The organism is Thalassovita aquimarina, from assembly GCF_018219815.1.
GTDB lineage: Bacteria > Pseudomonadota > Alphaproteobacteria > Rhodobacterales > Rhodobacteraceae > Thalassobius > Thalassobius aquimarinus.
The window spans coordinates 221,643-246,152 of record NZ_JADMKU010000003.1 but is presented as its reverse complement, the minus strand read 5'-3'; the positions used below and the strand labels follow the sequence as shown (position 1 = coordinate 246,152).

25 protein-coding genes and 1 pseudogene are annotated in these 24,510 nt (G+C 63.3%); 21 read left to right on the top strand and 5 right to left on the bottom strand.

The genetic code is table 11. The annotated features are described in order from the left end of the window. Positions 1–228 precede the first annotated feature (228 nt). From phnC to IT775_RS05350, 5 genes and pseudogenes are all read left to right on the top strand, one after another. Positions 229–1,029, top strand: a complete 801-nt coding sequence (phnC, locus tag IT775_RS05370; protein WP_212700058.1) for a phosphonate ABC transporter ATP-binding protein — start codon at positions 229–231, stop codon at positions 1,027–1,029. 60 nt (positions 1,030–1,089) lie between these two features. Further along, entirely contained in the window at positions 1,090–1,992 is a 903-nt protein-coding gene (phnD, locus tag IT775_RS05365) for a phosphonate ABC transporter substrate-binding protein (RefSeq protein ID WP_212700057.1), read from the top strand. A 61-nt stretch (positions 1,993–2,053) separates the two neighbouring features. Then, positions 2,054–2,932, top strand: coding sequence for a phosphonate ABC transporter, permease protein PhnE (phnE, locus tag IT775_RS05360; protein ID WP_212700056.1), 879 nt, complete (start codon positions 2,054–2,056; stop codon positions 2,930–2,932). A gap of 2 nt (positions 2,933–2,934) precedes the next feature. Next, positions 2,935–4,224, top strand: coding sequence for a phosphonate ABC transporter, permease protein PhnE (gene phnE, locus IT775_RS05355; RefSeq protein WP_212700109.1), 1,290 nt, complete (start codon positions 2,935–2,937; stop codon positions 4,222–4,224). 51 nt (positions 4,225–4,275) lie between these two features. Then, positions 4,276–4,879 (top strand): annotated as a pseudogene (locus IT775_RS05350) (LbetaH domain-containing protein). Between the two features lie 25 nt (positions 4,880–4,904). On the opposite strand, the gene IT775_RS05345 reads toward IT775_RS05350, so the two are convergent. Both IT775_RS05345 and phnF read right to left on the bottom strand, forming a co-directional pair. Then, the gene (locus tag IT775_RS05345; RefSeq protein ID WP_212700055.1) at positions 4,905–6,086 is read right to left on the bottom strand and encodes an alpha-D-ribose 1-methylphosphonate 5-triphosphate diphosphatase; all 1,182 of its coding nucleotides are present in this window, start codon (positions 6,084–6,086) and stop codon (positions 4,905–4,907) included. A gap of 78 nt (positions 6,087–6,164) precedes the next feature. Next, complete coding sequence (phnF, locus tag IT775_RS05340) at positions 6,165–6,872, bottom strand: phosphonate metabolism transcriptional regulator PhnF (protein WP_212700054.1); 708 nt, start codon at positions 6,870–6,872, stop codon at positions 6,165–6,167. 104 nt (positions 6,873–6,976) lie between these two features. Here phnF and phnG point away from each other — a divergent pair, with 104 nt between their 5' ends. The 7 genes from phnG to phnN all read left to right on the top strand — a co-directional run bounded on the left by phnG (position 6,977) and on the right by phnN (position 12,000). Continuing rightward, positions 6,977–7,420 carry a phosphonate C-P lyase system protein PhnG gene (phnG, locus tag IT775_RS05335; RefSeq protein ID WP_212700053.1) on the top strand — a complete coding sequence of 148 codons (444 nt, stop codon included), beginning with the start codon at positions 6,977–6,979 and terminating at the stop codon, positions 7,418–7,420. Continuing rightward, positions 7,420–7,989, top strand: coding sequence for a phosphonate C-P lyase system protein PhnH (phnH, locus tag IT775_RS05330; RefSeq protein ID WP_212700052.1), 570 nt, complete (start codon positions 7,420–7,422; stop codon positions 7,987–7,989). The genes phnG and phnH overlap by 1 nt, the downstream gene beginning before the upstream one ends. Continuing rightward, positions 7,989–9,077, top strand: coding sequence for a carbon-phosphorus lyase complex subunit (locus tag IT775_RS05325; protein ID WP_212700051.1), 1,089 nt, complete (start codon positions 7,989–7,991; stop codon positions 9,075–9,077). Before phnH ends, IT775_RS05325 begins: the two co-directional genes overlap by 1 nt. Further along, positions 9,074–9,946: an alpha-D-ribose 1-methylphosphonate 5-phosphate C-P-lyase PhnJ gene (locus tag IT775_RS05320; protein ID WP_212700050.1), complete on the top strand. Its 873-nt coding sequence runs from the start codon at positions 9,074–9,076 to the stop codon at positions 9,944–9,946. The genes IT775_RS05325 and IT775_RS05320 overlap by 4 nt, the downstream gene beginning before the upstream one ends. Next, on the top strand, positions 9,943–10,713 hold the full coding sequence (gene phnK / locus IT775_RS05315) for a phosphonate C-P lyase system protein PhnK (protein ID WP_212700049.1): 771 nt from the start codon (positions 9,943–9,945) through the stop codon (positions 10,711–10,713). Before IT775_RS05320 ends, phnK begins: the two co-directional genes overlap by 4 nt. A gap of 61 nt (positions 10,714–10,774) precedes the next feature. After that, positions 10,775–11,458 carry a phosphonate C-P lyase system protein PhnL gene (gene phnL / locus IT775_RS05310; protein WP_212700048.1) on the top strand — a complete coding sequence of 228 codons (684 nt, stop codon included), beginning with the start codon at positions 10,775–10,777 and terminating at the stop codon, positions 11,456–11,458. Beyond that, the gene (phnN, locus tag IT775_RS05305) at positions 11,455–12,000 is read left to right on the top strand and encodes a phosphonate metabolism protein/1,5-bisphosphokinase (PRPP-forming) PhnN (protein WP_212700047.1); all 546 of its coding nucleotides are present in this window, start codon (positions 11,455–11,457) and stop codon (positions 11,998–12,000) included. Before phnL ends, phnN begins: the two co-directional genes overlap by 4 nt. Here phnN and IT775_RS05300 read toward each other — a convergent pair. Next, a complete protein-coding gene (locus IT775_RS05300; protein WP_212700046.1) occupies positions 11,982–12,665 on the bottom strand; it encodes a DUF1045 domain-containing protein in 684 nt (227 codons plus the stop codon). The genes phnN and IT775_RS05300 overlap by 19 nt on opposite strands. A 56-nt stretch (positions 12,666–12,721) precedes the next feature. Here IT775_RS05300 and IT775_RS05295 point away from each other — a divergent pair, with 56 nt between their 5' ends. Both IT775_RS05295 and IT775_RS05290 read left to right on the top strand, forming a co-directional pair. Further along, the gene (locus IT775_RS05295) at positions 12,722–13,864 is read left to right on the top strand and encodes an alpha-D-ribose 1-methylphosphonate 5-triphosphate diphosphatase (RefSeq protein WP_212700045.1); all 1,143 of its coding nucleotides are present in this window, start codon (positions 12,722–12,724) and stop codon (positions 13,862–13,864) included. Between the two features lie 69 nt (positions 13,865–13,933). Then, entirely contained in the window at positions 13,934–14,788 is an 855-nt protein-coding gene (locus tag IT775_RS05290; protein WP_212700044.1) for a phosphotransferase family protein, read from the top strand. Between the two features lie 57 nt (positions 14,789–14,845). Here IT775_RS05290 and ubiB read toward each other — a convergent pair whose 3' ends face one another. Together ubiB and ubiE are read right to left on the bottom strand one after the other, a co-directional pair. Then, positions 14,846–16,378 (bottom strand): 2-polyprenylphenol 6-hydroxylase, encoded by a 1,533-nt coding sequence (ubiB, locus tag IT775_RS05285; RefSeq protein WP_212700043.1) that lies wholly within the window; start codon positions 16,376–16,378, stop codon positions 14,846–14,848. Between the two features lies 1 nt (position 16,379). Next, a complete protein-coding gene (ubiE, locus tag IT775_RS05280) occupies positions 16,380–17,123 on the bottom strand; it encodes a bifunctional demethylmenaquinone methyltransferase/2-methoxy-6-polyprenyl-1,4-benzoquinol methylase UbiE (RefSeq protein ID WP_212700042.1) in 744 nt (247 codons plus the stop codon). A gap of 80 nt (positions 17,124–17,203) precedes the next feature. On the opposite strand from ubiE, the gene IT775_RS05275 reads away from it, so the two are divergent. The 7 genes from IT775_RS05275 (at position 17,204) to recF (ending at position 24,480) form a co-directional block, all read left to right on the top strand. Beyond that, positions 17,204–17,872 (top strand): hypothetical protein, encoded by a 669-nt coding sequence (locus tag IT775_RS05275; protein WP_212700041.1) that lies wholly within the window; start codon positions 17,204–17,206, stop codon positions 17,870–17,872. A 17-nt stretch (positions 17,873–17,889) separates the two neighbouring features. Further along, on the top strand, positions 17,890–18,741 hold the full coding sequence (gene mutM / locus IT775_RS05270; RefSeq protein WP_212700040.1) for a bifunctional DNA-formamidopyrimidine glycosylase/DNA-(apurinic or apyrimidinic site) lyase: 852 nt from the start codon (positions 17,890–17,892) through the stop codon (positions 18,739–18,741). 64 nt (positions 18,742–18,805) lie between these two features. Beyond that, positions 18,806–19,582, top strand: coding sequence for an enoyl-CoA hydratase (locus tag IT775_RS05265; RefSeq protein ID WP_212700039.1), 777 nt, complete (start codon positions 18,806–18,808; stop codon positions 19,580–19,582). A gap of 198 nt (positions 19,583–19,780) precedes the next feature. Beyond that, entirely contained in the window at positions 19,781–20,044 is a 264-nt protein-coding gene (rpsT, locus tag IT775_RS05260; RefSeq protein WP_212700038.1) for a 30S ribosomal protein S20, read from the top strand. Positions 20,045–20,629: 585 nt separating this feature from the next. Then, a complete protein-coding gene (gene dnaA, locus IT775_RS05255) occupies positions 20,630–22,024 on the top strand; it encodes a chromosomal replication initiator protein DnaA (protein WP_212700037.1) in 1,395 nt (464 codons plus the stop codon). Between the two features lie 165 nt (positions 22,025–22,189). After that, positions 22,190–23,308, top strand: coding sequence for a DNA polymerase III subunit beta (gene dnaN, locus IT775_RS05250; RefSeq protein ID WP_212700036.1), 1,119 nt, complete (start codon positions 22,190–22,192; stop codon positions 23,306–23,308). 62 nt (positions 23,309–23,370) lie between these two features. Next, positions 23,371–24,480 carry a DNA replication/repair protein RecF gene (gene recF, locus IT775_RS05245; protein ID WP_212700035.1) on the top strand — a complete coding sequence of 370 codons (1,110 nt, stop codon included), beginning with the start codon at positions 23,371–23,373 and terminating at the stop codon, positions 24,478–24,480. Positions 24,481–24,510 lie beyond the last annotated feature (30 nt).

Sequence of the window (24,510 nt, the reverse complement as noted above, 5' to 3'; positions counted from 1 at the left end):
AACCCGCCGATTGATTTTTCAGCGTGCCGCGAGGGCACCCGCAGGTGAACCATACAGCCAAATGCGTCAGAAATCCGAAAGGATTTGGGAATTTTCCCGCGTTTTCTGACTGTTCTCTAATTTTGGCGGTACCGGTTGCGAGGCCCGCCGTCACAAAACGTTAATCAAACTGTCAAATTGACGATTCTGTGCTGCCCTAAGCCAAGCCCCGAATGGATGGGACGCTCTATGCTTAAAATCGAAAATCTGACCAAGACCTTCGGATCGGTGAACGCTGTCGACAATATCAGCTTCACGGTGGACCGCCCGATGATGATCGGCGTGATCGGGGCGTCCGGCGCCGGGAAATCCACCATGCTGCGGATGCTGAACCAGCTTGAAACCGCCAGCAGCGGCAGGATCACCGTGGAAGGTCGGGATATCACCGGGCTGAAAGGCGCCGACAAGCGCCGCTGGCAGCGCGATTGCGCGATGATCTTCCAGCAGTTCAACCTGGTGCCGCGAATGGACGTGGTATCGAACGTGCTGCACGGCACGCTGAACAAGCGCTCGACGCTGGCCACCATGTTCAACCTCTACCCGGCCGAGGACATCCACCGCGCCATCGACATCCTGGACCGGCTGGGCATCGCCGCCCATGCCGCCAAACGGGCCGAGGCACTGTCGGGCGGCCAGCAGCAGCGCGTCGCCATTGCGCGTGCCATCATGCAGGACCCGAAAATCGTGCTTGCCGACGAACCGATCGCGTCGCTCGATCCGATGAACGCCCAGATCGTGATGGACGACCTGCGCCGCATCCACGACGAAGACGGCCGCATGGTGATCGCCAACCTGCACACGCTGGATACCGCGCGGCGCTATTGCGACCGGGTGATCGGCATGCGCATGGGTCGCATCGTGTTCGACGGCACCCCCGAACAACTGACCACCGGCGTTGCCCGCGACATCTATGGCGCCGACGCAAGTTTCAGCGAGGCCGCGACCAGCACCAGCCTCGACGCACTGGAGCGCGAGGCCGCACTGGCCTGACGCCCACACCATCGCCCGCGGCGGTGAGGCCGCGGGTTTCATCAAACCGGAGAGAGACTGATGAAAAAACTGATCGCCGCCGTTCTGGCAACCACCGCCCTGACCGCCCCGGCCATGGCTGAAGACATCAAAGAATTCCGCATCGGCATCCTGGGCGGCGAAAACGCCCAGGACCGCATGAACAACAACGAATGCCTGCGCGCCAAGACCGAAGAGCTGCTGGGCGTCGAAACCAAGCTGTTCGCCCCGGCCGATTACAACGGCGTGATCCAGGGCCTGCTGGGCGGCACCATCGACATGGCATGGCTGGGCGCATCGGGCTATGCCAAGACTTTCCTGTCGGACCCCGAAGCGGTCGAACCGATCCTGGTTAAGGTGAACAACGACGGCGGCTACGGCTACTACTCGATCGGTTTTGCCCGCAAGGACAGCGGCATCACCTCGCTGGAAGACATGAAGGGCAAGGTCTTCGGCTTCGGCGACCCGAACTCGACCTCGGGCTTCCTGATCCCGTCGATCGAAATCCCGCAGGCCACCGGCGCCAGCATGACCTCGGGCGATTACTTCGGCGAAGTGAAATTCTCCGGCGGCCACGAACAGACCATCGTCGGCGTCTATAACGGCGACTTCGACGGCGGCGTGACCTGGGCCGACGGGCTGGGCAACTGGGAAGACGGCTACAGCTCGGGCGCGCTGCGCAAGGCGGTCGATGCAGGGCTGGTGGATATGAACGACCTGGTCCAGATCTGGCAGTCGAAGCCGATCCCGGAAGGCCCGGTGGTTCTGCGCAAGGCGCTGCCGGAAGACGTGAAGCTGAAGATGACCGGCCTGATGGCTTCGCTGAAGTCGATGGACGAAGACTGCTTCTACGGCGTCGCCGCGGGCGAAGCCAAGGGCTTCATGCCGATCACCCACGACGCTTACGAAGTGATCGTCGAAGCGCGCAAACTGAAGTCGAACTGATCGCTTCACCTTATTTGAACAGGCCCCGATTCCGGGGCCTGTTTTTCTGCCCGAGGTACCAATGCCCGACCTGACCAACCATCCCGCCGCTCGCGATGTCCGATCCGACTACATGGACATGACCCGCAAGAAGCGGGCCTATAACGCCATCATGCTGGCGATCTTCGTGGCCCTGATGGCCGCGGGCTTCGTGACTGCCGACGATCGCAACGCAGGCGGCTTCTGGGACGGGCTGCACCAGCTGTTCGATTTCCCCGCCGAGGTGCTGGGCGAAGCCAGTGGCAAGCTGGCCGAAATGCCCGCGCATTTCGGAAAATTCCTTCCCTCGCTGATCGAGACGATCAATATCGCCGGCGCCTCGACCCTTCTGGGCGCGATCATCGCGATCTTCCTGTCGCTGCTGGCGGCCAACGGGCTGGCGCGCTGGCCGCGTTTGATCCCCGTGTTCCGCCGGATGATGGACATCATGCGCGCGATCCCCGAAATCGTCATCGCACTGGTGCTGATCTTCGTACTGGGCGGCGGCCCGGTGCCTGCGATGATCGCCATCGCTTTCCATACCAGCGGCGCGCTCGGCAAGCTGTTTTCCGAGGTGAACGAAAACGCCTCGCTGAAACCCGTCGAGGGGCTGCAATCCGTCGGCGCCAGCTGGGCACAGCGGATGGTGCTGGGGGTGATGCCGCTAGTGTCGCCGAACTACCTCAGCTACGCCTTGCTGCGGTTCGAAATCAACATCCGCGCCTCGGCCATCTTGGGATTCGTCGGCGCGGGCGGCATCGGTTACGACCTGAAAAACGCCATGTCCTGGGGCCAGGGCCAATATGACGAAGCCGCCGCGATCTTCCTGCTGCTGTTCGGCGCGATCATCCTCGTCGATCAAATCTCATCCATCCTGCGCCACCGCCTGACCCATGGCGCGCATATGGAGGCCACGCTATGACCATGACTGCCAACGCCGAACTGAAGGGTCAGGCCGACGCCCTGTTCCAGCGCAAGCGCCTGACCGCTTTCGGCCTGCCCGTGCTGATCCTCGCCTACCTGAGCTATATCTTCTTCGCCTTCGACATGCCGGGGCTCAACGAACGGGCCGATCTGGAAAACGGCAAGACGCTGATCCGTGACAGTTACAGCTACAAGACCCATGTCACCCGCGACAACCGCAGCGGCGATGTCACCATCGCGGTGGAAGGTGAACGCAAGGGCGCCTATGCGCCGAGCGCCGCCCCCGACTGGGTGAGCCTGGGCAACGACACGGTGATCGATCTGGGCGACGGACATGTCGTGACCTTCGGCGAAACCACCGTCAGCTACGACATTCCCGGCTATGGGTTGATCACCGCTGAACCGGGCCGCCGCGGCGTGCAGGCGGTGCTGCCCGAAGGCGACGTCCCCGACTGGATCAACGCGTCCAAGAACCGTCTGGCGATCACCACCGATGCCGGCCGCCTGACCATCACCCGCAACCGGTCGGAAGTGTTCCGATACAGCCTGGGCTGGGAACTGTTCTTCTTCACCCTCGAAAGCCCCTATCACGGCATGGGCGCGGGCGAATTGCTGTCTCGCGCCGTCAACGGCGAAGCCGGCGCGATCGTTTCGGATGTCTGGAACAACAAGATGTGGCGCCACGCCGACGTGGCCTGGGCCTTGTTCGAAACCATCCTGATGGCTTTCCTCGGCACCTTCGGCGCGGCCCTCGTGGCACTGCCGCTGGCGTTCCTCGCGGCACGCAACTTCGCGCCGCTGATGGCGATCAGGTTTGCCGCGCGCCGCCTGTTCGATTTCTTCCGCGGCGTTGACGCTCTGATCTGGACCATCGTTCTGGCCCGCGCCTTCGGCCCCGGGCCGCTGACCGGGGCATTGGCGATCCTGATCACCGATACCGGCAGCTTCGGCAAGATGTTCTCGGAAGCGCTGGAAAACGTCGACGGCAAGCAGATCGAGGGCATCCAGTCCACCGGCGCCAAGCCGCTGCAGCGCTACCGTTTCGGCGTGATCCCGCAGATCACCCCGGTGCTGCTGAGCCAGGTTCTGTATTTCCTTGAATCCAACACTCGCTCGGCCACCATCATCGGCGCGATCACCGGCGGCGGCATCGGTTTGCTGCTGACTCAGGCGATCATCACCCAGAAGGATTGGGAGGAAGTCAGCTATTACATCGTCCTGATCATCCTGATGGTGATGCTGATGGACTGGTTCTCGGGGCTGCTCCGGCGCAAGCTGATCAAGGGATAACCCGCCGGCAGCCGCCGGTCGGAACCAATGAACGAACGAAAGGATAAGCGCATGGCGAAACTGCGCGCGGATGAACCGGTGATTCATGACGATGTATCGCTGACCGAGGTGACCTTCGGCCGTTATTGCGAGATCGGCAAGGGCAGCCGGATCGGCCACAGCCATATCGGCGATTATTCCTATTGCGACCGCTACGCCGATATCGCCAATGCGGAGGTGGGCAAATTCGCCAATATCGCCAGCTTCGTGCGGATCGGCGCGACCGATCACCCGATGGACCGCGCCAGCCTGCATCATTTCCTCTATCGCAGCGCCGATTACTGGGACGACGTCGAACACGACGCCGAATTCTTCGCCCATCGCCACGGCCGCCGCGCGGTGATCGGCCATGACACATGGATCGGCCATAACGCGCAGGTGAAGCCCGAGGTGACCATCGGGCACGGTGCCATCGTTGCCTCGGGCGCGGTGGTGACGCGCGACGTGGCGCCCTACATGATCGTCGCGGGCATCCCGGCGCAGCCGATCCGGGAACGGTTTCCCGCCGCCATCGCGGACCGCCCTGATGGCGCTGGCCTGGTGGGACTGGTCGCATGACGCGCTGACGGATTTCCGGCGAATGAGCGTCGAGGCGTTTTTGGAAAAATACGAATAGGCCGCAATCGCGGAACGAAGGTTCCCTATTCGGCCGCCATCCGCAGCAGGTTGGTCCGCGACATGAAGCGGTGTGCGGCTTCCCCGGCGAGGTAGGCCAGACGCCCGTCACTGATCGTCGCCTCGATCGCGCGGGTGCGTTTGTGGATCACCACCAGGTCGGCGCGCTTGCCGTAATCGATCACGCCGCGATCGGCCAGCCGCAGGATCTGCGCCGGGCGTTCTGATACCAGCGCCCAAGCCTTGGGCAGCGACAGCACGCCCATATCGACCAGCCGGAAGGCCGCCTGCGCCAGCGCGGGATAGAAGTAGTCCGACACCAGCGCGTCGCAGAGCCCTTCGCGCACAAGCTGCGCGGCCGGGATATTGCCCGATTGCGACCCGCCGCGCACCACGTTGGGCGCGCCCATAAGGACCGGATCGCCCATTGCGGCGGCGGCCGCCGCCGGGGCCCGCTTGGTCGGGAATTCGCAAATCCGCGCACCGATCATCGCAAAGTGTTCGCGCGCTTCCGCCGTGGCATCGTCATGCGACCCATAAGCGATACCCATCGTGTCGAAGGCCTCGGCCAGCCTGCACAGGTGGCGCGGCACCTCGGCACGGCGCGCCGCCGCGACGCGCACGATGTCCATATGTTGCGCGGGCGTGCGGCCATTTTGCGACGCCCAGTGCGCGATCTTTGCGGGATTGCTCGTCACCGCTTCCAACGCCTCGTCCAGGTGGTTGTTGAAAACGACGTAGTCGATGCCATGACGACGGATCGCGGTCAGCAGCCGGTCTTCGCTTTCGACCATGTGGGTTTCATAGCGCAGTTGCAGCCGCAGATCGATCAGGCCTTGCGATCTGTACCGTTCCAGCGCCTGCATCACCTCTTCGGCGAAATCCGGGCCGCGCCTGCCGCCTTCCCAGGACCAGCTTTGCGCCAGCCAGGCCGTTGTCACCCCGTTGGCCGCCGCTTCGCGGTCGGTCGCGCGCAGCCCGGTTTCGATCGGGAACGGCGCGGTGGGGCGCGGTGCGATGTGGCGTTCGAACGCATCGCCATGCAGGTCGATGATCCCCGGCAGGATGTAGTATCCTGACAGGTCGATGGCGGGCTGTGGCCCCTTGGAAATGCGCCCGTGCTCGATCACAACCGACCGGTCCTGCATCTGCCCGTCGCGCAGAACCGTTGCCCCGGTCAGGCGCAGGGGGGGTAAAATCTGCGACATCAATCCACTCCGTCCTCGAAACGGTCAGTGGCGTTTTACGGCCCGTCTGTATCGGGCATATGACAAAGATCTTTGCTTCTAGTCCTCCACGACCAGGGTGATGCGATCACCGACAAACCAGGTATGGCCGTATTCCACCGGGCAGCCATCGGTATCCACGTTGATCCCCACCGTCCGCAAAATCGGGGCGCCTTCGGCGATGTTGAGCTGCAACGCCTGCGTCGCGGTCGCTGTCTTGGCCGTCAGCCGGGTCGAGGCACGGGTGTAGTCCTTTACCCCCACGGCCGCCAGGGCCCGGGTCACCGACCGCATGTGATCCAGATCCTCCAGCAGCCCCGGAAACCTGTCAGCGGGAAAAACCGACCGGAACAGCGCCACCGCCACGTTGTCGGCCAGCGACAGGCCCTCGTAGACATGTACCGGATCGCCCGATTTCAGCTGCAGCGCGGAGGCCTCGTCACGGTCGCAGGGGCGGGTCTGCAAGGTCAGGATGCGCTTGGCCGGCATCCGTCCGGCCGCTTCGAGGTTCTGGTGGAACCGCACCCGCTTGCCGATGGGATAGTCGGTGGCTTCCGCCAACACGAAAACCCCGGCGCCGCGGCGGGCATGTGTCAGGCCCTTTTCCTGCATGTCCTGCAGGGCGCGGCGCACCGTGTGCCGGTTCACACCGAAGCGCGCCGACAGTTCCGATTCGGTCGGCAACTTGTCCCCGGGACGGTAATGCCCGGCGGCAATTTCCGATGTCAGGGCCGTCGCAATCGATTTCCAGACCGGGGTCTTCGGCATGTCGTCACCAATGTTTCACAATTCTGCGTCTTCTTTTCCGCCGCGACTCGGCGTATGATTTGTCTAGTTGTATAGTTAAATAGACAAATCGACAAGGTGTCTAGATGCACGAGATCGAAGAGAGAAAAGGCTGGATCGGCCTGCTGGCCAAGGCGCCGGCAGACCGTTTGGCGGCATTGTGGGAAACGGCGGCGGAAAGGCCCGGTTTCACCCATTTGCGCGCCCCCGAAGTGGGGGGCGCGATGGTGCGCGGACGGATGGGCGGCACCGGCGCGCCGTTCAACCTTGGCGAAATGACGGTGACGCGCTGTTCTGTACGGCTCGACAGTGGCGAGGTCGGCCATGGCTACGTGCAGGGGCGCGACAAGGCGAAGGCGGAAACCGCCGCGCTGATCGACGCGCTGATGCAGACCCGCGCCGCCGGGGCGATCCGCGACGCGATCCTGACCCCGCTGAAGGCCGAGATGACCAAGGCCAAGGCCGACCGCGCCGAAAAGGCGGCAGCGACCAAGGTCGATTTTTTCACCATGGTAAGAGGGGAAGACTGATGCACGCCACCGCATTGACCGGCGGTTTCGCCGAAGCGCCGCAGGATGCCGCCCGCGCCTTTCGCGCGGTGATGAACGTGATGGCCCGGCCGGGCCTGATCGAGGTTCTGACTGGCGCGGAACCGCCCGCGCCGATGTCCCGTGCCGCCGGAACGCTGGCGCTGACCCTGCTTGACGGCAACACGCCGGTGCATCTGGCCGGGGCGCTGGATTGTCCCGACCTGCGCGACTGGATCACCTTCCACACCGGCGCGCCCTTTGCCGGACGCGAACACGCCGCCTTCGCTTTCGGCGAATGGGACGATTTGCTGCCGCTCAATGGCTACCCGATCGGCAATCCCGAATATCCCGACCGCGGCACCACCCTGGTGGTGGAAATGCCCGCGCTGGAAACGACCGGCGCCACGCTTCGCGGGCCGGGCATCAAGGACACCGCGGCGCTGAACCTACCCGATCCGGCGGCGTTGCAGGCCAACGCGATGCAATTCCCGCTGGGCCTGGATTTCTTCTTCACCTGCGGCGACCGCATCGCGGCCCTGCCGCGCAGCACGAAAGTGGAGGCGGCCTGATGTATGTAGCAGTCAAAGGCGGCGAAAAGGCGATCGATGCCGCTCACGCATGGCTGGCCGAGGAACGGCGCGGCGACGTGAACGTGCCCGAACTGTCGGTCGAACAGATCCGCGAACAGATGACGCTGGCGGTAAACCGGGTGATGGCGGAAGGATCGCTTTACGATCCCGATCTCGCAGCGCTTGCGATCAAGCAGTCGCGCGGCGACTTGATCGAGGCGATCTTCCTCATTCGCGCCTATCGCACCACCCTGCCCCGTTTCGGTTCCACCAACCCGGTCGACACCGAAGCGATGCAGTGCGACCGCCGCATCAGCGCGACCTTCAAGGACGCGCCGGGCGGTCAGATCCTGGGCCCGACCTTCGATTACACCCATCGTCTGCTGGATTTCAAACTGGCCGCCGATGGCGAGGCGCCCGAGGCCCCGAGGCGTGAGACGCAGGCAGGACCGGTACCGCATATCACCGATTTCCTGAACAAGGAGGGGCTGATCCAGACCGAGGCGGACAGCGATGAAACCCCGCGCGATCTGACCCGCGAACCGCTGGAACTGCCCGCCGACCGGGCGCTGCGGCTGCAATCTCTGACCCGTGGCGACGAGGGTTTCATCCTCGGCATGGCCTATTCGACGCAGCGCGGCTACGCCCGCAACCACGCCTTTGTCGGCGAATTGCGCATCGGCACCTGCGCGGTGGAAATGGACATTCCGGAACTGGGGTTCGCGGTCGAGATCGGGGAAATCGAGCTGACCGAATGCGAAACGGTGAACCAGTTCGCCGGATCGAAATCTGAGCCGCCCCAATTCACCCGCGGCTATGGATTGGTTTTCGGCCAGACCGAGCGCAAGGCGATTTCCATGGCGCTGGTCGACCGCGCGCTGCGCTGGAAGGAAATGGGCGAGGACAACATGGGCGCGCCCGCGCAGGACGAAGAATTCGTGCTGTATCACGCCGACAATATCCAGGCAACCGGGTTCCTCGAACACATCAAGCTGCCCCATTACGTCGACTTCCAGTCGGAACTGGAACTGGTGCGGAAAATGCGGGCCGAAGCACAGGCCCAAACGATGCCGGAGGCTGCGGAATGAACCAAGAATATAACTTCGCCTATCTGGATGAACAGACCAAGCGGATGATCCGCCGCGCCATCCTCAAGGGGTTGGCGATCCCCGGTTACCAGGTGCCTTTCGCGTCGCGCGAAATGCCGATGCCTTATGGCTGGGGCACCGGCGGCGTGCAGGTCAGCGCCTCGGTGCTGACGCCCGAGGACACGATGAAGGTGATCGATCAGGGCGCCGACGACACCACCAACGCGGTGTCGATCCGCAAGTTCTTCGAGAAGACGGCGGGCGTGGCGACCAGCGAGGAAACCGCGAAAGCGGACGTGATCCAGACCCGCCACCGCATCCCCGAGGAGGACCTGCGCGAAGACCAGATCCTGGTCTATCAGGTGCCAATCCCGGAACCGCTGCGCTTCCTGGAGCCGCGCGAAACCGAGACCCGCAAGATGCATGCGCTGGAAGAATACGGGCTGATGCATGTGAAGCTTTACGAGGACATTTCGAAAAACGGTGCGATTTCGACCTCCTACGCCTATCCGGTGAAGGTCGAGGGGCGCTATGTGATGGACCCCTCGCCGATCCCGAAATTCGACAATCCGAAACTGGAAATGGCGGCCATTCAGCTGTTCGGCGCGGGCCGGGAACAACGGATCTACGCGCTGCCGCCCTACACCAAGGTCGTCAGCCTGGATTTCGAGGATTACCCGTTCGAGGCCAGCAAGGCCGATCACGCCTGCGATCTGTGCGGGTCGGAAACGTCTTATCTGGACGAAGTGATCATGGACGACGCGGGCGGGCGAATGTTCGTCTGTTCCGACACAGATTTCTGCCATTCGCGCCGCGCCGCAGGCCATGTCGGCGCGCAGGGCGTCCCATTTGAGGAGGATGCGGCATGACCCCGCTGTTCCAGGTCAAGAATCTGACCAAATTCTACGGTAACCGGATCGGCTGCAAGAACGTGTCCTTCGACCTTTACCCCGGGGAGGTGATGGGCATCGTCGGCGAATCCGGGTCGGGCAAATCGACCCTGCTGAACTGCCTGGCGGGCCACCTGGCCCCGGATGCGGGCGAGGTTCTGTTCGACACCCGCGCCGACGGCATGCGCGACACGGTGACGATGAGCGAACCGGAACGCCGGATGCTGGGCCGCACCGACTGGGCCTTCGTGCACCAGCATGCCCGCGATGGGCTGCGCATGGGCGTTTCGGCGGGCGGCAATGTCGGCGAACGGCTGATGGCCGTGGGCGCGCGCCATTACGGCGATATCCGGCACAAGGCGATCGACTGGCTGGGCCGGGTCGAAATCAACGCCGAACGGATCGACGACCGGCCAAGCGCCTTTTCGGGCGGCATGCAGCAGCGGCTGCAGATCGCGCGCAACCTGGTGACCGGGCCTCGATTGGTGTTCATGGACGAACCCACCGGCGGTCTGGACGTGTCGGTGCAGGCGCGGCTGCTGGACCTGCTGCGCGGGCTGGTGCGCGAAATGGGACTGAGCGCCATCATCGTGACCCATGACCTGGCCGTGGTGCGGCTGCTGGCCGACCGGCTGATGGTGATGAAGGACGGTCACGTGGTGGAAACCGGTCTGACCGACCAGGTGCTGGACGATCCGCAGCACGGCTATACCCAGCTGCTGGTCAGTTCGGTGTTGCAGGTGTGATCGTGGGGGCGCTGCCCCCACACCCCCGGGGTATTTGTGCCAAGAAAAAGAGGCAGATGAGATGATTGAGATCAGCGGTGTTTCGAAGAGCTTCGTGCTGCATAACCAGGGGTCGGCGGTGATCCCGGTGATGCAGGATGCGGAGCTGAAGGTAGCGCCCGGCGAATGCGTGGCGCTGGTGGGCGCGTCGGGGGCGGGAAAATCGACCCTGATGCGGATGATTTACGGCAATTACCTTGCCAATGCGGGGCGCATCGTTGTGGGTGGCGTCGACGTGGCCCAGGCCGAACCGCGCGAGATTCTAGCGCTCAGGCGCGAGGTCCTGGGCTATGTCAGCCAGTTCCTGCGCGTGGTGCCGCGGGTGGCGACGATCGACGTGGTGGCCGAGCCGCTGCTGCAGGTCGGCGTGGATGGCGAGGCGGCCCAGGCTAGGGCCGAAGAGCTGCTGCGACGGCTGAACATTCCCGAACGGCTGTGGTCGCTGTCGCCCACGACCTTTTCGGGCGGCGAACAGCAGCGGGTGAACATCGCGCGCGGCTTCGCCCATACCTTCCCGGCGCTTCTGCTGGACGAACCGACGGCGAGCCTGGATGCGACCAACCGCGAAGTGGTGCTGAGCCTGATCGAAGACGCCAAGGCGCGCGGCGCGGCCATCGTCGGCATCTTCCACGACGAGGCGGCGCGCGAGCGGGTCTGTGACCGCGAAATCGACGTGACCGGCTTCACCCCCGGGATGGCGGCATGATCCCGGGCCGGTTCATAGCGGTGGTCGGCCCGTCGGGCGTTGGCAAGGACACGGTGATGGAGGCGGTCTGCGCCCGCCATCCCGAAATCCGCCGGGTCCGCCGGGTGATCACCCGCAGCGCCGAAGCCGGCTGCGAAGACGCCGAGGCAGTCACGCCGGAGGAATTCGAGGCACAGGTCCGGCGCGGCGACTTCGCGTTGCACTGGCAGGCACACGGGATGCGCTATGGCATTCCGGCCTCGGTCGATGCCGAGCTGAGCGCCGGGCGCGACGTGCTGGCCAACCTGTCGCGCGCGGTGCTGCCCGAACTGGAAAAGCGCTTCGACCGGTCGATGATCGTTTCGATCACCGCATCGCCGCAGGTTCTGGCGGCGCGGCTGGCCGCGCGCGGGCGCGAAACGGCCGAGGAGCAGGCCAAGCGCCTGCAACGCGCCGATTTCCGGCTGGCCGAGGGATTGAACCCGGTCGTGATCCGCAATGACGGCACCCTGGACGAGGCCGTCGCGGCCTTCAGCGCCGCGCTTCAGCCGGAAAGGGCGTAACGTTGGATCAGGTGGAACATGCCGTCATCATCCTCGCCCACCAGGCACAGGTCGTTGATCGCGAAGGGCGCGGGCAGCAGCGGCGCGACCAGCGGGTCGAGACGCTGCCGCACGGTTTCGGCCCGGTCCTTGCCCAACTTGCCAGTCAGGGTGATGTGAAACCGGAATTCCTCCATCACGTAGGGGTATCCCCATTGAAGCAGCAGCGCCTCCTGCCGGGTGCTCAGGTTGGCCTTGCGGCGGCGCGCCAGTTCCTCCTCGGAGGCCGGGGCGCGGAAGCCATCGAGCCCGCGCACAATCGCCGCCGCCAGATCGACGAGCGCCGCGGTATCGCCGGTCACGGTCAGCGCCAGGAACCCGCCCAGCCGGGTCAGCGCCAGACCGTCCTGCACCACCGGGGCCTGCCCCGCGCAAAGGCTTTCCGCCGCCGCCGACAGCCCGTCGAAATCGGTGCCGTCTGCCAGCCGGAACGGCGGCTTCACCGTACCGTGCAGCCCGTATTTGCGCGGCGTTTCGGTCAGCGCGGCGACATCCAGCCCCTCGACCCGCGCATGGGCCACGGGCGTACCCGCCGTCAGGTCCCAGCCCAGCCAGGACGCGCCGAAATCGGCAAACGGCCCGGGATTGGGGGCGTAGTAAATCGCGAAACGTTTGAAATGGGTCACGGGGCAGCCTCTGATCTTCTCTGCGGGGCGGCATGACGCCCAAAGGTAACAGGACAATGACAAATCAGCTTATCCTTGCGAACGCAAATGTGGTTTTGGAAAACGAGGTGATCCGTGGCGCGGTCACCGTCACCGACGGCGTCATCACCGCCATTGACCAGGGCGACACCGTCGCGCCCGGGGCCGAGGACATGGCAGGCGACCTGCTTTGCCCCGGTCTGATCGAGCTGCATACCGACAACCTCGAACGCCATATTCAGCCGCGCCCCAAGGTCGACTGGCCCCATGCCGCCGCCATCGTGGCGCATGACGCGGAACTGTCCGGGATCGGCATCACCACCGTGTTCGACGCGATGCGCGTCGGTTCGATCCCGTCGGGCAAGGGCCGTTACCTGAAATACGCGCGATCGCTGTCCAAGGAATTGTGGGGCCTGCGCGAAGCCGGGGCGCTCAGGATCAGCCATTACCTGCACCTGCGGGCCGAGGTCTGTTCCGAAACGCTGGAAGAGGAAATGGCCGAATTCGGCCCCGACGACCGGGTCGGCATCGTCAGCTTGATGGATCACACGCCGGGGCAGCGGCAGTTTCGCGACATCAGCAAGCTCAAGGCCTATGTAATGGGCAAGAACAACATGAGCGAGGACGATTTCGCCGATCACGTCGCCAACCTGAAGGACATGCGCGACCGCAACGGCGCCCGACACGAAGCCGTCGCGGTTGCCGAGGCGAAACGCTACGGCGCCGTGTTGGCCAGCCATGACGACACCACCGGCGATCACGTGGCGACATCGTCCAGATATGGCATCAGGCTGGCCGAGTTCCCCACCACGGTGGAAGCGGCGCGGGCCTGCTACGATCACGGTATCGCGGTGATGATGGGCGCCCCGAACCTGATCCGGGGCGGATCGCATTCGGGCAACGTGGCCGCCGGGGAACTGGCCGAACTGGACCTGCTGGATATCGTGTCGTCGGATTACGTGCCGGCGGCGCTGCTGTCTTCGGCGCTGCTGCTGGGCGACATGTGGGGCAATATCGCGCGCGGCATCGCCACGGTGACCAAGGCGCCGGCGGATGCGTCCGGCCTGACCGACCGGGGCCGCATCGCGCTTGGCGAACGGGCCGACATGATCCGCGTGGCGCGGATCGGCGGCGCGCCGGTGCTGCGCGGCACCTGGGTACAGGGCAAGCGCGTCGCCTGACCGCTTGCCCAATCGGGCCAAAGCGCATAGCGTCCGCCGGATTTTCGCCGCAGACGGAACGGAGACGCTATGCACCCCCCGCCGCAGGACCTGGTCGCGCTGCTGGCGCAACGGCACCGGCTACCCGCGCCCGAAACCTGGGTTGCCCTGCCGGGCGGGCAGACCAACCGGTCCTGGCGGGTTCGCGTCGATGGCGCGGTCTGGGTGGTGAAGCTGTTTGCCCGGCAGGACGACAATCCGCTTTTCCCCAATTCCGCCCGGGACGAGGCGCGGATGCTGCGCCTGCTGGGCCCCGTCGGCCTGGCGCCGCGGTTGATCGACGAGGTGGAAACACCACACGGGCCCTGCCTGATCTATGACCATGCCAAAGGGGCGCCCTGGCACGCCGAACCTGCGGCCGCTGCGCGGGCTCTGGCGCTGCTGCACCGGCAGGAAGTTCCGGACGGGCTGCGGCGGTTGGAAGGCGGGTCGGAACACCTGACCGCGCAAACCGAACGGATCATCGCCTGTTTACCCGGTTTGGACCAGAAACGCCTGCTTGCATTGCGGCCCGAAGGATCGGTTCCGCCCACACGCAGGCTGGCCCTGCTGCACGGCGATCCGGTGCCGGGCAATGTGATCGTCGATGGATCACGGGTCACCCTGATCGATTGGCAGTGCCCGGCGATCGGCGACCCGGTGGAGGATATGGCGATCTTCCTGTCCCCCGCGATGCAGCGAATCTATCGCGGCAAACCGCTTTCGGAAGCGGAGACAGCCGCCTTCCTGGATGCCTATGGCGATGCGAACATACGGGGGCGTATTGCAGCCCTCGCCCTGTGGCATCATTGGCGCATGACGGCCTATTGCGCGTGGAAAGCGGCGCAGGGATGCGCCGAATACGAAGCGGCCGGGGCGCTGGAGATCGCGGCGCTGACGGTTTAGGCCCGGCGGCCTGACGGCCTCGTTCCGGGCCTGGATTTCCTCTGAACGAAGCGGCGCCTACCCCAGCATCACCGCCAGAACGGCCCCGGCGACGCCCAGCCCGGCCCCGGCCAGCAGCAAGGCGATCCGCCCGACCCAACCGTTTCCAGTCACTTCCGCCGGCTCCGCGGCCTGGCGGATCAGGATCGCCTCGACCAGACCGGGCAGGCGCGGCCCGAACCGGCCCAGAACGGCGGCGGTTTTCGCCAGATCGCCCAGCACGGCCTTTGGCCCGATGCTTTGCTTGATGTAATCCTCGACCACCGGCTTGGCGACTTCCCAGATGTTGATCTGCGGGTGCAGCGACCGCGCCACGCCCTCGACCACCACCATGGTGCGTTGCAGCAGGATCAGTTCGGTCCGGGTTTCCATGCCGAAGCGTTCGGTCACCTCGAACAGGTAATTCAGCAGACGCCCCATCGAGATATGGCTGGCATCCATGCCGAAGATCGGTTCGCCCACCGCGCGCAGGGCGCGGGCGAATTCATCGACATCCATCGTCGCGGGCACATAACCGGCCTCGAAATGCACCTCGGCAACGCGCTTGTAGTCGCGCCGGATGAACCCGAACAGGATCTCGGCGTATACCCGGCGGGTATATTCGTCGATATAGCCCATGATGCCGAAATCATAGGCGATGATATCGCCGTTGGCGGCGACCTTCAGGTTGCCCTGATGCATGTCGGCATGGAAGAACCCGTCGCGCAACGCGTGGCTCAGGAACAATTGCAGCACCCGTTCGCCCAGCACCCGCCGGTCATGGCCCGCCGCATCCAGCGCGTCGTTGTCACCCAGCGGTTCGCCATCGGCCCAGCCCATGGTCATCACCCGGCGGCCCGACAGGTGCCACTTGACCTCGGGCAGCTGGAACCCTTGGTCGTTCGCGGTGTTGGCCGCGAATTCCGAGGCCGAAGAGCTTTCCAGCCGCAGGTCCAATTCGCCCTTCACCACGCCTTCGAAATGTTCGATCACGTCGCGCGGCCGCAACCGGCGCGAGGCGGGGGACAGCAGCTCGATCACGTCGGCGGCGAAATAGAAGGCGTCGACATCACGGCGGAACGCCTTCTCGATCCCCGGCCGCAAAACCTTGACCGCCACCAGTTCGCCGGTATCGCGCAGTCGCGCCCGGTGCACCTGCGCGATCGAGGCCGCCGCGACCGGTTCGCTGAATTCCGAAAACAGCTCGTCCACCGGCAGGCCCAGTTCGGCCTCGACAGCCTTCTTCGCCGCCTCGACGGAAAACGGCGGCAGCTTGTCCTGCAACACGCGCAGGTGCCGGGCCATTTCCTCGCCCACCACGTCGGGCCGGGTCGAAAGGATCTGGCCGAACTTGATATAGGCGGGGCCAAGCGCGGTCAGCGCCCGGGTGGCGGGCGGCATCGAAGGATCGCCCTTGTAGCCCAGGAACCGGAACGGCCAGGCCAGGACCCGCACCGCGATGCGGATGGAGCGCGGCGCCTCCATCCCGTCCAGCACTTCGCGCATCGCGCCCGAACGTTCGAACGTGGCGCCGGTGCGGATCAGCCGCCAGATGTTGTGAGGTCCGCGCATGTCAGATTTTCCATCCCGAATGCAAGCAGGCGATACCCATGGTCAGGTTGCGGTACTTGGCATTCTCGAACCCGGCCTGTTTCACCATGGAAAGGAAGGTTTCCTGATCGGGAAACTTGCGGATCGATTCGACCAGGTACTGGTAGGAATCGCGATCATTGGCGATCAGTTGCCCCATACGCGGAATTATGTTGAAGGAATAAAGGTCATAGACCTTCTGCATCAGGTGGTTCGGGATCTGGCTGAATTCCAGCACCATCAGGCGGCCGCCGGGTTTCAGCACGCGGTAGGCTTCGTTCAGCGCTTCTTGCGGCCGGGTCACGTTCCGGATGCCGAAGCTGATCGTGTAAACGTCGAAGGTGTTGTCCGCGAAAGGCAGGTTCATCGCGTCGCCCACCACCCAATCGAGGCTGTCGGCCATCGCCGCCGCCTCGGCCCGCTTGCGGCCCTCGACCAGCATCGGTTCGGTCAGGTCCAGCACCGTGGCGTGCGCCTTGCCGGCGCGTTTGAGGTAACGGAAGGAAATGTCGCCGGTGCCTCCGGCCACATCCAGCAGTTTCGTATTCGGACGCGGCGCCAGCCAATCCATCATCGCGTCTTTCCAGATGCGGTGGATGCCCATGCTCATCGCGTCGTTCATCACGTCGTATTTCGACGCGACCGACCCGAACACCCCCTGCACGCGCCCGGCCTTTTCCGACTCGGGCACGGTTTCAAATCCGAAATGGGTGGTTTTATCGGTCATGATGATCGCCTAGCTTTGACTTCGCCTCTTTATAGATGTCGGGGGCCGGATGACAATCCGAGCATATTGAAGCAGGGAAAATGATTGCAGCATTGTTCAAAGACAGGTTCGCAAAGCGTTTCGGGATTGGAGTTACGCTTTTCGCCAGCGGCTTACTAATAGCCCGATCCTATGACGGCTTCATCGCGGCGCTTGGAATTGTTTTGATCGGTGTTGGGACCATTCTATGGACAACAGGTCTGGGATGGATCGGCGCGGACACTGACCCGATCGAACCTGACGATAGCATCGTGTCCCGCTACCCAATCGGGCACGCGCTGTTTTTTCTGATCCCCGCAGTGATTGGGTTCGCCCTACTGGGAAAAGGTTTGTTCCTGTGGGACAGCGCGCCGGGTCTCCGGGAACGAAGTCTCGTCATATCCATCGGTTCCGTCATGCTTTTCTCCGGGGCGGCAATCGTCGCGCATTTCGCAAGCTTCCGGATCGTTCTGAGAGATGGTCAAATTCAATCCTCCGGCGGCATCAGGCCCAGGAACCGCAAGGGACCCTACCCGTTAGCCGAGATCAGCAAACGCAAAGGCGTCGACCTTGTTGACGGCATGTCCCCAAGAACGTACCGCCTTGCTTTCATGGGTAAACGATCCCTCGATCTGAATGCGCACATGACGGGAACAAAACATATCCTCGAAAGGGCTGCCGAGTTCTACGATCATGATTATATGTACGATCAACTTCCGAAACACTGGTAACGATAAGCGAAACGCGAATGCCTGAACTCCCCGAGGTCGAAACAGTCCGCCGCGGCCTTGCCCCGTCGATGGAAGGCGCCGTGATCGAAAGCGCGCAGGTGAACCGCCCCGATCTGCGCTGGCCATTCCCCGAAGGGATGGCTGAGCGGCTGAGGGGCCGCCGGGTGCTGTCGCTCAGGCGGCGGTCGAAATACATCCTGGCCGATCTCGATTCGGGGGAAACGCTGCTGATCCATCTCGGGATGAGCGGCCGGATGCTGGTGTCGGGCGATCCGTTGGGGCAGTTCGTGCATGACCATCCCGCGCCGGAAAAACATGACCATGTGGTCTTCGACATGGATAACGGTGCGCGCATCACCTTCAACGATCCGCGCCGCTTCGGGGCGATGGACCTGCTGGAGACCGCCACGTCGGAGGATCACAAGCTGCTGTCGATTCTCGGGCCCGAACCGTTGGGCAATGCATTCTCCGAATCCTACCTGGTGGCGGCGCTCAGGGGGAAGAACACGCCGATCAAATCGGCGCTGCTGGATCAGGGAATCATCGCCGGTCTGGGCAATATCTATGTCTGCGAAACGCTTTACCGGGCGCGCATCCACCCCAAGCGCAAGGCGGGGCAGATTGCCGCTGCACGGGTGGCCACGCTGGTGCCGATCATCCGCGACGTGCTGACCGATGCCATCGCGGCGGGCGGATCCAGCCTGAAGGATTTCCGCAGCGCAGGCGGCGAGTTGGGTTATTTTCAACACCGATTCGATGTCTACGACCGCGAAGGACAAACCTGCCACGGCGACGGCTGCAGCGCGCAGATCCGCCGCATCGTGCAGTCGGGCCGGTCGAGTTTTTACTGCCCAAGCTGTCAAAGATAGCTTGATCCGGGCGCCCGGATTGGCCATCAATCGGGACTGACTGCAACAAGGGAAAGCAAAATTCATGGCCTATGAGACGATCATCGTCGAAATAGAAGACCACATCGCGCTGGTGAAACTGAACCGCCCCGACGCGATGAATGCGCTGAACGATCAGTTGCTGACCGAACTGGCCGACGCGATGAAGTCGGCACAGGAAAACGACAAGGTGCGCTGCATCGTGCTGACCGGCTCGGAAAAGGCATTCGCCGCCGGGGCCGACATCAAGATGATGAGCGAGAAGAGCTATACCGAGGTCCTGACCGAAGACCTGTTCGGCGCCGAAATCGCTGAAATCAAGAGCGTGCGCAAACCGATCATCGCCGCCGTGTCCGGCTATGCCCTGGGCGGCGGTTGCGAATTGGCGATGATGTGCGATTTCATCATCGCGGGCGACAACGCCAAGTTCGGCCAGCCCGAAGTCAACCTGGGCGTGATGGCCGGCATCGGCGGCACCCAGCGGCTGCCCCAGGCGATCGGCAAGGCCAAGGCGATGGACATGAACCTGACGGGCCGCTTCATGGATGCCGAGGAAGCCGAACGTTCGGGCCTCGTCAGCCGTGTGGTTCCCGCCAAGAAGCTGATGGAAGAAGCGATGGCCGCCGCCGCCAAGATTGCCGAGAAATCGATGATCTCGGTCATGCTGATCAAGGAAGCGGTCGACAAGAGCTTCGAAGTGCCGCTGTCCGAGGGCTTGCTGATGGAACGCCGGATGTTCCATTCGCTGTTCGCGACCGAGGACCAGAAGGAAGGCATGGCCGCCTTCATCGACAAGCGCACACCGCAATTCCGCGACAAGTAAGAGGATCACAGCCGGTATGGTTGGAAACGGGCGGGGTTTTCCGCCCGTTTTCAGTTGCAATTCCGCAAATCTTGGCTAGAAGGGCGCGATACATGCGCGTGAAGCCCGCCTAGGCACGAATCGTTCCCGACAGAATGCACTGTCCGGTGGGGAAGCGCGTTAAACACATGCAACCCCGAACCCAAGGGAAGATTCGAAATGGCAAATTCGCCCCAGGCAAAAAAACGCGCCCGTCAGAACGAAGCGCGCTTCGCAGTTAACAAAGCCCGTCGTTCGCGCATCCGCACCTATCTGCGGAAAGTCGAAGAAGCCATCGCTTCAGGCGACAAGGAAGCCGCCGCAGCAGCACTGCGCGCCGCTCAGCCCGAACTGATGCGTGGCGTCACCAAGGGCGTGTTCCACAAGAACACCGCATCGCGCAAGATGTCGCGCCTGTCGGCCCGCGTCAAAGCACTGGGCTAATTCCGGCACCCCGGAGTTCAGACAGAGCTTATTAAAAGGCGTCACAATGGTGGCGCCTTTTTGCATTTTGGTTCTGCAATCCTGACGCATGTGTTGCAGAAAAATTCGACCGAAGAGATTCTTTTTCGGATTCTCCGAGTCAAGCCCCGAAGATCAGTTGCCCCCTCTACAGCCGTCTTGCTAGCTTCAGTCCAGCGATTCACATCGCCTTGGGGGGACAGGCGCGCCGAACCGTTCACGCGACGCAACGGGACGGCAGGTTCGAAGTTCCTGTACGGACGCATTCCATGCGGTGGATGCATTCTGTACGGGCTCGGTGGGTATTTTCCCACGCCAGTCCAACAAGTTTTTTACGCGCTCGGTGGCGCAACCTTCGATACCCCTTGCTGTTGCGTTGGGGTCACGTCGACGCGTTGCTGTTCCGGCGCTGGTTCGGTCCGGTACGGGACGGCATAACTGTTGCATGTGCTTGCAACGGTGAGGGTCGTTTTGTGCCGGTAATACAGGTCACAAGTCATGCGGCAAATGTGCAGGATGCCGCAAAAAGAGCTGATGAATAGTCGATGACAGGCTGGAATGGGGAACATGACGCAAGAACAATGGGGCAAACTGCAGCAAAACCTTCTCACCACGGTTGGCAAGAATAATTACACTACGTGGATAGAGCCGCTGGAGTTTCTTGAGATCAATGATGGCGTTGCCATCTTCGAGGTTCCGACCTCCTTTTTGGGGAATTACGTATCGCAAAATTTCGGTGACCTGATCCTGCATCAGCTGACCGAGGTCGGCGCAAGCGTGCGCCGGATCAACTTCCGCGTTGCTGCCAACCTGACCCAACGGCCTGCACCGGTTGCCAAGAAAGAGACGCCGAAGGAAGTACTGAAACAAGACGAACCCGCCGCCGCAGCCGCCGCCCCGCAGGCTGCGCGCGAAGACACCGTTCCCGGCGCGCCGCTGGATGCGCGCTTCACCTTCGATTCCTTCGTCGTCGGCAAACCGAACGAACTGGCCCATGCCGCCGCGCGCCGCGTTGCCGAAGGCGGACCGGTCACCTTCAACCCGCTGTTCCTCTATGGCGGCGTCGGTCTTGGTAAAACCCACCTGATGCACGCCATCGCCTGGGAATTGCAGACCCAGCGGCCCGACCTGAACGTCGTCTACCTGTCGGCGGAACAATTCATGTACCGCTTTGTGCAGGCGCTGCGCGATCGCAAGATGATGGATTTCAAGCAACTGTTTCGCTCGGTCGACGTGCTGATGGTGGACGATGTTCAATTTATCGCCGGCAAGGACAGCACCCAGGAAGAATTCTTCCACACCTTCAACGCGCTGGTGGATCAGAACAAGCAGATCATCATTTCCGCCGACCGTGCGCCCGGTGAAATCAAGGATCTGGAAGACCGGATCAAGTCGCGCCTGCAATGCGGGCTGGTCGTCGACCTGCACCCGACCGATTACGAACTGCGCCTTGGCATCCTGCAGTCGAAGGTGGAACAGCACCGCCAGCAATATCCCGAACTGGAATTGGCGCCCGGCGTTCTGGAATTCCTCGCCCACCGGATCAGCACCAACGTCCGCGTTCTCGAAGGCGCGCTGACCCGCCTGTTCGCCTTCGCCTCGCTGGTCGGCCGTCCGATCACCATGGAACTGACCCAGGATTGCCTCGCCGACGTGCTGCGCGCCTCCGAACGCAAGATCACGGTCGAGGAAATTCAGCGCAAGGTGTCCGAGCATTACAACATCCGACTGTCCGACATGATCGGCCCGAAGCGGGTGCGCACCTATGCCCGTCCGCGCCAGGTCGCGATGTATCTGTGCAAGCAACTGACCAGCCGGTCCTTGCCCGAAATCGGGCGCCGTTTTGGCGGCCGCGACCACACCACCGTCATGCACGGGGTGAAACGGATCGAGGAACTGCGCCAGCAGGACGGACAGATCGCCGAAGATCTGGAAATGCTGCGCCGCGCGCTCGAAGCGTAACCGGAAACGCACAGTTTGGCGTCGCTCCTTCATCGGAGCGGCGCCCTTCCCCTTGACGACCTTCCCTTTCCGACAGACAAACCAATAAAAGGCTTGAGCCGATTGGGGATTTCGCTAGGTTGCAAACCCCCGGGCATGCGCCGGAACAGGGATAGGAGCGAGGGAATGAAATTCAGCATCGAACGCGGGACGCTTCTGAAAGCCGTGTCGCAAGCGCAGTCGGTCGTCGAACGGCGCAACACGATCCCGATCCTCGCCAATGTCCTGATCGAAGCCGAAGGCGACAGCGTGTCGTACCGCGCCACCGACCTGGATATCGAGGTGGTCGACAAGGTTCCCGCCCAGGTCGAAAAGGCCGGCGCCACCACGGTGTCCGCCGTTACCCTGCACGAGATTGTCCGCAAACTGCCCGATGGCGCGCTGGTCACCCTGACCGATGACGGCGTCGCCGGCCGGCTGACCGTCGAAGCGGGCCGGTCGAACTTCAATCTGGCCACCCTGCCGAAAGAAGATTTCCCGGTCATGGCGACCTCGGAATACCAGTCGAATTTCAGCGCCCCGGCGCCGGTGCTGCGGCGGCTTTTCGACAAGTCCAAATTCGCCATCTCGACCGAGGAAACCCGTTATTACCTGAACGGCGTCTACCTGCATGTGGCCGATGCCGATGGTGGCAAGGTGCTGCGCGCGGTGGCGACCGACGGTCACCGGCTGGCCCGGATCGATGCCGACCTGCCGATGGGCGCCGAGGAACTGCCCGGCGTGATCGTGCCCCGCAAGACCGTGGGCGAGCTGCGCAAGCTCTTGGACGATGACGAGATGGAAATCGCCGTCTCGGTCTCTGAGACCAAGATCCGCTTCGCCACCCCGAACATCACGCTCACCTCCAAGGTGATCGACGGCACCTTCCCCGATTACAGCCGGGTCATCCCGGTCGGCAACACCCGCAAGATGGAAGTCGACGCCGCCGAATTCGCCGCCGCGGTCGACAGGGTTGCAACCGTTTCGTCGGAACGGTCGCGCGCGGTGAAGATGTCGCTGGACGAAGACAGGCTTGTTCTGTCCGTGAACGCCCCCGACAGCGGTGCGGCCGAGGAAGAACTGGCCGTGGCCTATAACGACGAACGGCTGGAAATCGGGTTCAACGCCAAGTACCTGCTGGAAATCGCCAGCCAGGTGGACCGCGAAAACGCCGTCTTTCTGTTCAATTCCGCCGGCGACCCGACCCTGATGCGCGAAGGCAATGACACCTCGGCGGTTTACGTGGTCATGCCCATGCGCGTCTGAGGCGCGGCGGAATTTGACACGAATTCCACCGCGTTTTCTGTGCCGGAAAACGCGGGCACCTAATGGCTGATCTTGCGCTCAAAGAACTGACCCTGTCGCATTTCCGGTCCCATAAAACGGGCCGGATCACTTGCGACGGGCGGCCGGTCGCCATTTACGGCGCCAACGGATCGGGCAAGACCAACATCCTCGAAGCGGTATCGCTGTTTTCCCCCGGCCGCGGGCTGCGCCGCGCCTCGGCCGAAGAAATGATGCGCCGGCCCGAAACGCTGGGCTGGAAAATCACCGGAGTGCTGCAGACCGGATCGCGCCTGCACGAGATCGAAATCTGGTCCGACAAGGGGGCCGCGCGGCAATTGAAGATCGACGGCAAATCGGCCGCGCAACTTGAATTGGCCCGGCTGTCGCGGGTGTTGTGGCTGATCCCCTCGATGGACCGGCTGTGGATCGAGGGCGCCGACGGGCGGCGCAGATTTCTGGACCGGATGGCGCTGTCATTCTTTCCCGCCCATGCCGACGCGACGCTGACCTATGAAAAGGCGATGCGCGAACGCAACCGGCTGCTGAAGGATCAGGTCCGCGATGCGCATTGGTATGGCGCGCTGGAATCGCAGATGGCGCAAAGCGGCGCGGCGATTCACGCCCATCGCGTCGCCACGCTCGACTTCCTGACCGAGGCGCAGGCGCGGGCCGAAACCGCCTTTCCGACCGCGACGCTGGAACTGGTGCAGAGCGAAGGCGATTTGCCGCAAACCGAAGAGGACCTGCGCAGCGCGTTGGCCGAAAGCCGGTTCCGCGATCTCGCCGCCGGGCGCAGCCTCGTCGGGCCGCACCGCACCGACCTTTACGGTGTCTTCGAAACCAAGGGGGTACCGGCGAAGGATTGTTCGACCGGCGAACAGAAAGCGCTGCTGGTGTCGCTGATCCTGGCCAATGCACGCGCCCTGTCGGACCGGATCGGCATGCCGCCGATCCTGCTGCTTGACGAGGTCTCGGCGCATCTCGATGCCGGGCGGCTGGCGGCGCTTTACGATGAAATCGTGGGGTTCGGCGCGCAAGCCTGGATGACCGGCACCGGGCCGGAACTGTTCGACGCTCTGGGCGATCGCGCACAGTATATCGAAGTACGGGAACGTGACGGAATCTCCGAACTACACCAGATTGCGGATTAAACCGCAAAGCGGAACTTGATTTCGCATTTC

Bases quoted from the DNA above. Each gene is read 5' to 3' on its own strand.
- IT775_RS05320 (WP_212700050.1), top strand. From the start codon at position 9,074: ATGAACCAAGAATATAACTTCGCCTATCTGGATGAACAGACCAAGCGG.
- phnE (WP_212700056.1), top strand. From the start codon at position 2,054: ATGCCCGACCTGACCAACCATCCCGCCGCTCGCGATGTCCGATCCGAC.
- mutM (WP_212700040.1), top strand. From the start codon at position 17,890: ATGCCTGAACTCCCCGAGGTCGAAACAGTCCGCCGCGGCCTTGCCCCG.
- IT775_RS05345 (WP_212700055.1), bottom strand. From the start codon at position 6,086: ATGTCGCAGATTTTACCCCCCCTGCGCCTGACCGGGGCAACGGTTCTG.
- phnL (WP_212700048.1), top strand. From the start codon at position 10,775: ATGATTGAGATCAGCGGTGTTTCGAAGAGCTTCGTGCTGCATAACCAG.
- recF (WP_212700035.1), top strand. From the start codon at position 23,371: ATGGCTGATCTTGCGCTCAAAGAACTGACCCTGTCGCATTTCCGGTCC.
- IT775_RS05275 (WP_212700041.1), top strand. From the start codon at position 17,204: ATGATTGCAGCATTGTTCAAAGACAGGTTCGCAAAGCGTTTCGGGATT.
- phnE (WP_212700109.1), top strand. From the start codon at position 2,935: ATGACTGCCAACGCCGAACTGAAGGGTCAGGCCGACGCCCTGTTCCAG.
- dnaA (WP_212700037.1), top strand. From the start codon at position 20,630: ATGACGCAAGAACAATGGGGCAAACTGCAGCAAAACCTTCTCACCACG.
- phnC (WP_212700058.1), top strand. From the start codon at position 229: ATGCTTAAAATCGAAAATCTGACCAAGACCTTCGGATCGGTGAACGCT.
- IT775_RS05265 (WP_212700039.1), top strand. From the start codon at position 18,806: ATGGCCTATGAGACGATCATCGTCGAAATAGAAGACCACATCGCGCTG.
- ubiB (WP_212700043.1), bottom strand. From the start codon at position 16,378: ATGCGCGGACCTCACAACATCTGGCGGCTGATCCGCACCGGCGCCACG.
- dnaN (WP_212700036.1), top strand. From the start codon at position 22,190: ATGAAATTCAGCATCGAACGCGGGACGCTTCTGAAAGCCGTGTCGCAA.
- rpsT (WP_212700038.1), top strand. From the start codon at position 19,781: ATGGCAAATTCGCCCCAGGCAAAAAAACGCGCCCGTCAGAACGAAGCG.
- ubiE (WP_212700042.1), bottom strand. From the start codon at position 17,123: ATGACCGATAAAACCACCCATTTCGGATTTGAAACCGTGCCCGAGTCG.
- IT775_RS05295 (WP_212700045.1), top strand. From the start codon at position 12,722: ATGACAAATCAGCTTATCCTTGCGAACGCAAATGTGGTTTTGGAAAAC.
- phnK (WP_212700049.1), top strand. From the start codon at position 9,943: ATGACCCCGCTGTTCCAGGTCAAGAATCTGACCAAATTCTACGGTAAC.
- IT775_RS05325 (WP_212700051.1), top strand. From the start codon at position 7,989: ATGTATGTAGCAGTCAAAGGCGGCGAAAAGGCGATCGATGCCGCTCAC.
- phnF (WP_212700054.1), bottom strand. From the start codon at position 6,872: ATGCCGAAGACCCCGGTCTGGAAATCGATTGCGACGGCCCTGACATCG.
- phnD (WP_212700057.1), top strand. From the start codon at position 1,090: ATGAAAAAACTGATCGCCGCCGTTCTGGCAACCACCGCCCTGACCGCC.
- phnH (WP_212700052.1), top strand. From the start codon at position 7,420: ATGCACGCCACCGCATTGACCGGCGGTTTCGCCGAAGCGCCGCAGGAT.
- phnN (WP_212700047.1), top strand. From the start codon at position 11,455: ATGATCCCGGGCCGGTTCATAGCGGTGGTCGGCCCGTCGGGCGTTGGC.
- IT775_RS05290 (WP_212700044.1), top strand. From the start codon at position 13,934: ATGCACCCCCCGCCGCAGGACCTGGTCGCGCTGCTGGCGCAACGGCAC.
- phnG (WP_212700053.1), top strand. From the start codon at position 6,977: ATGCACGAGATCGAAGAGAGAAAAGGCTGGATCGGCCTGCTGGCCAAG.